At 60.7% G+C, this 5,704-nt stretch carries 6 protein-coding genes; all 6 read right to left on the minus strand.

The annotated features are described in order from the left end of the window. Positions 1–181: 181 nt before the first annotated feature. Entirely contained in the window at positions 182–505 is a 324-nt protein-coding gene (gene fdxA / locus CXY73_RS00410; RefSeq protein WP_104134251.1) for a ferredoxin, read from the minus strand. A 68-nt stretch (positions 506–573) separates the two neighbouring features. Next, positions 574–1,848: an MFS transporter gene (locus CXY73_RS00415; protein WP_304529278.1), complete on the minus strand. Its 1,275-nt coding sequence runs from the start codon at positions 1,846–1,848 to the stop codon at positions 574–576. A 123-nt stretch (positions 1,849–1,971) separates the two neighbouring features. Beyond that, positions 1,972–3,114: a folate-binding protein YgfZ gene (locus CXY73_RS00420; RefSeq protein WP_104134250.1), complete on the minus strand. Its 1,143-nt coding sequence runs from the start codon at positions 3,112–3,114 to the stop codon at positions 1,972–1,974. Between the two features lie 16 nt (positions 3,115–3,130). Continuing rightward, positions 3,131–3,682: an iron-sulfur cluster assembly protein gene (locus CXY73_RS00425; protein WP_104176434.1), complete on the minus strand. Its 552-nt coding sequence runs from the start codon at positions 3,680–3,682 to the stop codon at positions 3,131–3,133. Beyond that, positions 3,654–4,154, minus strand: coding sequence for a Fe-S cluster assembly sulfur transfer protein SufU (sufU, locus tag CXY73_RS00430; RefSeq protein ID WP_104134248.1), 501 nt, complete (start codon positions 4,152–4,154; stop codon positions 3,654–3,656). Before sufU ends, CXY73_RS00425 begins: the two co-directional genes overlap by 29 nt. A 32-nt stretch (positions 4,155–4,186) precedes the next feature. Continuing rightward, positions 4,187–5,557: a Fe-S cluster assembly protein SufD gene (sufD, locus tag CXY73_RS00435; protein ID WP_104176435.1), complete on the minus strand. Its 1,371-nt coding sequence runs from the start codon at positions 5,555–5,557 to the stop codon at positions 4,187–4,189. Positions 5,558–5,704 lie beyond the last annotated feature (147 nt).

Genomic DNA, 5,704 nt, shown 5'->3' on the forward strand with positions numbered 1-5,704 from the left:
CAGCTCAGTCTTTGGGCGTCCAGTTCGCGACATGACTCATCATAACACTTAACCAATGAATTTACGACGCAAGACACTAGTGGCTTGTGACCCACAACGTTAATGTCGCGGAAATTTCTGGGTCGCGGGGTGTTTGACCGACCCCATCGTGAGGTTTGCAATCATCGCGCGTGCAGTCATTTCAGGACCGAAATTGCACTGGAAGCGCAGCGATAATCGGATGGTCCTTATGAATCACTCCGGTCTTCGAAGCTCCACCGGGTGATCCGATGTCATCAAAGAATTCCACGTTGGCCTTGTAATATTCCGCCCACTTTTCAGGCACGTCGTCCTCGTAGAAAATGGCTTCCACCGGGCACACCGGCTCGCAGGCGCCACAGTCGATGCACTCGTCGGGGTGGATATAGAGTGCACGATCGCCTTCGTAAATGCAATCAACCGGGCACTCGTCAATGCACGCTCGATCTTTCACGTCAACGCAGGGAAGAGCAATAACGTACGTCATAGTGAATTTTTCTCTCTCAAATGGGCGAGCTGTGGTCAGGAATTATTGGTCAGCCAATCGATGCTGCGTCAGTCCATCAGGACCTGGCCGCGTTTCTCCGGAAGCCCGAATGCGCCCAGTGCGGCGACCAGGAAAAATGCTGCGAACACGGTGAAGAGCAGACCGGTTCCGCCCGTGTCCCGCAACCCAGGCACGGCGAGCGGGGCCAGGATCGCAGCGCTCCGACCGATGCCTGCCGCCCAGCCAGCCCCGGTCGCGCGAATGCGGGTGGGATACAGTTCCGGAGTCACGGCGTAGAGCGCTCCCCACGCGCCCAGGTTAAAGAACGACAGCAACATGCCAGCACCAATCACCTGGCTGGTTTCTGCGGCCATGCCAAACAACGCGGCCGAAAGCGCGGAACCAATGAGGAACGCAGCGAGGGTTCTGCGCCGGCCCCAGCGTTCGATGAGGTAGGCAGATGCGGCATACCCCGGTAGCTGGGCCAGGGTAATGATGAGCGTGTAGGCAAAGGATCGAGTGAGAGAAAACCCCGAGGCAACCAGAATGGTCGGCAGCCAGATGAAGGCGCCGTAGTAGGAAAAATTCACGCAGAACCAGACCAGCCACAGGGCTGCGGTCCGGCCTCGCAGCGCGCGCGCGAACAGCGCGGTCATCTGTGGTCGAGCAGCGGATGCCGTTGACCTTGCCCCGCTCATAACTGCGGCCGATTCCGGGGGTGGCACCGTCACGCCGGCTGAGTGCTCAAATCGTTGAACGGTCGACTCTGCTTCCATAAAACGCCCACGAGACTCGAGAAAACGCACCGACTCGGGTAAACGCAGCCGAACGACCACCGAGTAAATGGCCGGGGCCGCTCCGACAGCCAACGCCCAGCGCCATCCGTTTTCTGATGACGGAACGACGAGAAATCCGATCACAGCGGAGACGGTCCAGCCGATGGCCCAGAACGATTCGAGCACGACGATAATTCGACCGCGAATTCGGGGCGGAGCAAACTCGCTGACCAGCGTCGACGCTACCGGAAGTTCCGCTCCGAGACCGAGCCCGACGACGAATCGCCAGGCGATGAGTACGGCAATGTAGCCGGACAGGGCGGATGCTCCCGTCGCGAGTCCATAGACGAGGAGGGTGAGTGCAAATACCCGACGTCGACCGATGCGATCGGCCAGAAGCCCTCCGAGGACGGCGCCAACGGCCATGCCGATAAAGCCGACGGATGCGACCCAAGACAATTCTAGGTCGCTCGCGTTCCACTGCACCGCTAATTGGGCCAGGACAAAGGAGATGAGCCCGACGTCCATGGCGTCCAGTGCCCAACCAAAGCCGGAACCGACCAACACGCCGCGATGCTCCCTCGTAAATGGAAGCGCATCCAGTCGCGCCGTTCGATTCAAACGTGCATGAACTTCGGCCACACGGTGTCCATTCCCATTAGTAGATCGTCAGACATAGCAATATTGCACTCACGCGGCTGGACGTGCCAGGCGAGGAAGCGTAACCGCGGCTACGGCACCGGCATCCGGCGGTACGATCACCACTTGTCTGGCCGGTACGTCTCCGATACAGGTCCTCACGAGAAGATCACCCGCCGCGTCAGTGCCGCGTTTTATGACTGCGAGTGCGACCGGTCCCAATTCGTAGTGCCGGGCAACCGACGTAACCAGACCAACGTTCTTGAACGGATCGGCCAGCGAGCCCCGGCCAACACCGTCCTGGCCAACACCATGCGGTGCCATGACACGATCCCCGCGCGACGGCAAGACACCCTCGAATCCATCCAGATAGAGCATGACGAGTCTGCGCGGTGGATGGCCAACGTTGTGAACCTTGGCCACCGTCTGCTGGCCGCGATAGCCACCCTTGTTCAGATGCACAGCGGTGCGCAGCCAATCTAGCTCATGAGGAATCGACTTGTCATCGACTTCGGTAGAGAAACGTGGGCGCCAGGCCGCTACGCGCAACGCTTCCAGGGCGTGCAGTCCAGCGGCCGGAATATCGGAACCGACGATCCCGCCCAGTGCGGCGCGAGGCACCAACGTCTCACTGTAGGTCCAGTCTGCCGCCGGGTGTCGCGTCGCGACTGCGTACTGGTATCCACCCGGGCGAACGCCCATCCACGGGTCGTGCCAGATCAGCGGTAGGCCATGCGGTACCGCTACCGGAAGCTCCGGCCGGCCGAGGCTCCCGATTGTCGCGAATTCCAACGAACGATCGGTAAGTTCCACTCTCAAAGCAAATTTCATGCTGGCCAGCCAGAGGAGAAGCCCAGATGCTTGTTCGCGCTCAAGAAGCAGCCACAGGTCGGTCCCATCATCGAAAAGACGAACCGCGTAGTCGATCCGACCGGTCATATTCAAAAGCAGAGTCTCTGTGGACTCGCCCGGTGCCAGATTGGCGACACTCTGGCTGGACAGCGAATCAATCCAACTGCGCCGATCGGAGCCGGAGACGGCGATGACCGCCCGGTGCGAGAGGTCAACAATCGCCGTACCGGTAGCCAGGGCACGCTGCTCTGAAAACGCGTTGCCGTAATGGGCCGCGATGCCGGCATCGACCGGCTCAGCAGACTCGACGGCGCCGGGCCTGTTCAAAAATTTGCTGGTCATGCGGCAGCCTTGTCTTTTAGTACATTCCGAGTTGAAGCCGAGCGGCCTCCGACATTCGGTCCTGGCCCCATGGCGGGTCCCCGACCAGCTCGATGTCGATGTCACTGATACCGGGAACCGATTGGATCGCGGTGTGGGCATCCTTTTTGAGCACATCGCCCATACCGCAGCCCGGCGCGGTCATGGACATCTTAACTTCGACCCGGTGGGTGCCATCGGCGAGCAACTCCGCTTGGCATAGGTAGATCAGACCCAAGTCCACGACATTGATCGGGATTTCCGGGTCGAAAACGTTCCTGAGCTGGTCCAGCACCTGGTCCAGATCGAATGGACCGTCATTCTCGATCACTGTTTCTGCGGCCGACCTGGTCAATCCGAGCGCGGCCGAGTCCGCGGCACTGATGCGAACGAGATACCCCATTGCAGTTTGAACGGTAACGCTCTCACCGAGGGTCTGCGTCACGACAACCTGTTCGCCAGCCTGGAGCAACATCGGCTGCCCGCCCGGAATCACCGTCACCTGGCAGCTCTGGCTAAGTTCAACGATCGTGTACCGGTCTGAGTCCATGGTCTGTTATTCCTTTCTCGTCCTGGCGGTTGCCGTCTTCGAGCGCGTTGCGTAACGCCTGCCACGCCAGGGAGGCGCACTTGACCCGAGTCGGGTATTCCCACACGCCCGAGAGCACAGCAAGTTTGCCCACCCCGGCCAGTGACGCTTCGTCCTCGGATTCGCTGGTGAGCATGGTGTGGACGCGAGCGAATAGCGTCAGGGCCTCCTCGGGTTGCAGACCCTTGACGGCCATGGTCATCAGCGAGGCGGAAGCCTGGGAGATGGTACATCCGCTCCCCGTGAAGGCAACGTCGGCGATAACACCGTCGGTGACTTGAACGGAGAGGGTTAACTGATCGCCACAGAGCGGATTGAGAGCTTCTACCGTTCGGGTCGCGCCGTCGATTTTACGAAAGTTACGTGGCCGGCGCCCATGATCGATGATCATTTCCTGGTAGAGACCCGCGATGCCTGAACTGGTCGAAGCCATCCCTGAGCCGGCCGTCATGGTCCCACCGGCCCTCATTGCCCGACCTGGCCAGCGCCATTGGCGAACCGGGTAGCGACCACTCGTTCCAACTGTGCGCGCAAAGGCTCCAATTCAATCCGGTCCACCATCTCGTGCACAAACGCGTAGATGAGGAGCCCGCGGGCATCCTCCAGCGGTATGGCGCGGGCACGCAAGTACAGGATCGCCTCATCATCCATTTGACCAACCGCCGCACCGTGCGTGCACTTCACATCGTCGGTGTAGATTTCCAGCCTTGGTCTAGTGTCGACCTCAGCGCGGTCGGAGAGTAGCAAATTCTTGTTCTTCTGGTTCGCATCGGTTCCGTCCGCGCCGTGACGAACCATGATGCGGCCGTTGAATACCCCGTGTGAACGTCCGTCCAGCACCCCCTTATAGAGCTGGTGGCTGGTCGTGTTGGTGGCTACGTGATCGACGAAGATTGTGTTGTCGTGGAGTTGATCACCCTGGGGCAGGTAGACACCATCGAGGCTGACCTCCGCGCCGCTGCCGTCCAGAAGTACCCGCACTTCGTGCCGGGCGATGCTGCCGCCAAGCATGACCGAGCGCGAGGAGAAATGACTGTTGCGGCCCTGACGCACCGATAGCAGCGCGACATGGAATGCGGTCACCGGCTCGTTTTGAACCTTGTAATGCTCAATTTGCGCGTCCTCGGCGAGAACGAGTTCGGTGACGGCGTTGGTGCAGTACACGTCGGTATCGATTCCAGCGTAGGTCTCGACGATCGTCGCGCGCGAGCCGGGATCGGCGATTATCACAGACTTGGGACTCGAGATCAGCGGGATCCCACCGGTGTCGGAGAAGAACACGAGTTGGATCGGTTGCTCAACGATTGTGGCGGAGGTCAAGTGGATGAATGCGCCATCCTCGGCGAGTGCGTCGTTGAATGCGGCGAACGCGTGACGTGCTCCAGGCGTATGTGCAAAGAAGGGTTCAAGTCGATCGGGCCCCGCCGCTAGCACTGCGGCCAGAGTCGTAACGACGGCGCCGCTTGGCAGCCCCGTCACCCGGGAGAATTCAGCCGCAAAGTGTCCGTTGACGAAGACCAGCCGTGGCCCGCCGAGATCGACCGCTGCTTCGTCGATCAGGGCCGCACTGACGCGGCTGCCCGAGACCACGGTGCCGGATGTTGCGGTGGCGGATGTTGCGGTGGCGGATGTTGCGGTGGCGGCGTCGAAGGGAAGGGCCAGAATCGGGCCAAGTGCGGTGTACTTCCAGTCCTCATCCTTGTGGGTCGGAAAGCCATGCCTGCCCACCCAATCGAGGGCGTTCAACCGCGCCTCGCTGAGCCAACTAGGATCGCGGCCGTCGCGCTCGAGTTCGACGCCGGCAAGAACTCCGCCAGTTGCTCTCGCTACGGTCATCGTACGGCCCCGACTGGTGTTTGCCCAACCTGTGTCGCACGCGGCACGGTGGACTGCTGCGTATCGGTATAGCCGTGCTCTTCGAGCTCGACGGCCAGGTCTTTGCCGCCAGAGCGCACGATTCTTCCGGCGGTCATAACATGCACC

The sequence above is a fragment of the Cryobacterium sp. Y50 genome (assembly GCF_002929805.1).
Lineage (GTDB): Bacteria > Actinomycetota > Actinomycetes > Actinomycetales > Microbacteriaceae > Cryobacterium.